The sequence below is a fragment of the Streptomyces boncukensis genome (genome assembly GCF_011045075.1).
Lineage (GTDB): Bacteria > Actinomycetota > Actinomycetes > Streptomycetales > Streptomycetaceae > Streptomyces > Streptomyces boncukensis.
The window spans coordinates 1-1,989 of record NZ_JAAKZZ010000848.1 but is presented as its reverse complement, the minus strand read 5'-3'; the positions used below and the strand labels follow the sequence as shown (position 1 = coordinate 1,989).

2 protein-coding genes are annotated in these 1,989 nt (G+C 72.6%); one reads left to right on the top strand and one right to left on the bottom strand.

Annotated elements, in window-relative coordinates; all coding sequences use genetic code 11:
• A partial coding sequence (locus tag G5C65_RS36300) for a cytochrome P450 (protein ID WP_165303309.1) occupies positions 1 to 1,180 on the top strand: 1,180 nt, incomplete at its 5' end.
• 31 nt (positions 1,181 to 1,211) lie between these two features.
• Here the strand turns inward: G5C65_RS36300 and G5C65_RS36295 are convergent.
• Positions 1,212 to 1,838: a TetR/AcrR family transcriptional regulator gene (locus G5C65_RS36295; RefSeq protein WP_165303308.1), complete on the bottom strand. Its 627-nt coding sequence runs from the start codon at positions 1,836 to 1,838 to the stop codon at positions 1,212 to 1,214.
• Between the last annotated feature and the right edge of the window lie 151 nt (positions 1,839 to 1,989).

Here is a 1,989-nt window from a genome sequence, read left to right as displayed (position 1 = left end):
CGCCTACCCCAGCAACCGCACCTGCCCCTATCGCCTGCCCGAGCCGTACAACCGCCTGCGCGAAGCGGGCGGTTCACTGCACCGGGCCACCCTCTACGACGGCCGGCAGACATGGGTGGTGACCGGCTACGAGACGGCGCGCGCCCTCCTGGCCGACCCCCGGCTCTCGGTCGACCAGTCGAACCCCGGCTTTCCGGCCATCTCCCCCCGGCTGGACGGCGTCGGGGAGATCGAGCCCCCCTTCGGCGGGCTGGATCCGCCCCGGCACGGGGACCGGCGGCGCAAGGTCACCAAGGACTTCACGGTCCGCCGGATCAGGGCCATGCGGCCGGACATCGAGCGCATCGTGCACGGCTTCCTGGACGACATGATCGCCTCGGGCCCGCCCGCCGACCTCGTCAGCCAGTTCGCGCTGCCCGTTCCGGCCCAGGTGATCTGCCGGATACTCGGTGTGCCGCCCGCCGACCGCGAGTTCTTCCAGGACACCAGCGCCCGGCTCATGCAGGCGGACAGCGGCCAGGAGACGCTGGCGGTGCTGGGGGAGCTGGGGGGCTACCTCGGCGGGCTGATCGACGACGCGCGGCGCGAGCGGCGCCCCGGGCTGCTGGGCGACCTGGTCGCCGACCACCTGGAGCAGGGCACCGCCACCCCCGAGGAACTGGTGGGCACCGCGATCCTGCTGCTGGTGGCCGGGCACGAGACGACCGCGTCGATGACCTCGCTCAGCGTCATCACCCTGCTCGACCACCCCGAGCAGCTCGCCGCGCTGCGGGCCGACCCCTCCCTGACGCCGGGCGCGGTCGAGGAGCTGCTGCGCTATCTCACCATCGCGGACGCCCCGGGCGGCCGGGTGGCGACGAGCGACATCGAGATCGACGGCCACCACATCAAGGCGGGCGAGGGCGTCATCATCGTCTTCTCCGTCACGAACCGGGACGGCGCGGCCTTCCCGGAGCCGGACACCTTCGACATCCGCCGCGAGGCCCGCCACCACCTGGCCTTCAGCTACGGGATCCACCAGTGCCTCGGCCAGAACCTGGCCCGGCTCGAACTGGAGGTCATCCTCACCGCGCTGTTCGACCGCCTGCCGAGCCTGCGCCTGGCGGTCCCGGCCGACCGGCTGGAGCTGCATCCGGCCACCGCGGTCCAGGGGGTGGCCGAACTCCCCGTCACCTGGTGAGCAGGCCGACTGAGCCGGGGCCGGCCCGCGCTCAGCGGGGGGCACGCAGCAGAGGCAGATAGACGTCGTCGACGATCTCGGTGAGCACCTGGTCCGCGACCGGCGTCCCGTACAGCAGATAGTGGCTGCGCAGCAGTTCGAGTGCCACGGCTGCGCGTCGCGAGGCGGGGACCCATGGCTGGATTTCGCCGCGCTCGACGGCGCGCAGCAGCGCGCGCTGCAGCGCTTCGGGGCCGCTGGCGAGGGCCCGTTCCCGTACCACGCGGGCGAACTCGCGGTCCCGCACCATCTCGGTGAGCAGGCCGCGCAGGATGTCGCCGTTCGGCCCCTCCATGTGGTCCGCCAGGGAGCGCAGTACGGCGATGACGTCGGTGCGCAGGCTCCCGGTGTCGGGCGGCTCGGGCCCGCTGTCGCGCAGCGCCCGCCACGCGTCGACGACGAGTTCGGCGCGGCTGGGCCACCGCCGGTACAGCGCGGCCTTGCCGGTGCGGGCACGGGCGGCGACGCGCTCCATGGTCAGCCCGGCGTATCCGGTCTCGGTGAGCTCGTCCAGGGCCGCCTTCAGGATGGCGTGCTCCAGCGCCCGGCCGCGGCGGCGCGGGCCCCTGCGGTGGTCACCGTCCGTCGTGGCCGACCGTTTCCGAGGGGGCGGAGGCATGGATTCCGGCCATTCGTCAGCGGTCCGTTGTGCGCCTCGGGCACCTCAGTCTAGCCTCAAATTAGGGAACAGACCGTTCTTTAAAGTCGAGGACTTCGAGGTTCCGATGACCGAGACTGCGACATCCCGGACGGCATCCGCCGCCCACCCC

Excerpts from the sequence above, each read along its gene's own strand:
- G5C65_RS36295 (WP_165303308.1), bottom strand. The coding sequence starts at position 1,838 with ATGCCTCCGCCCCCTCGGAAACGGTCGGCCACGACGGACGGTGACCAC.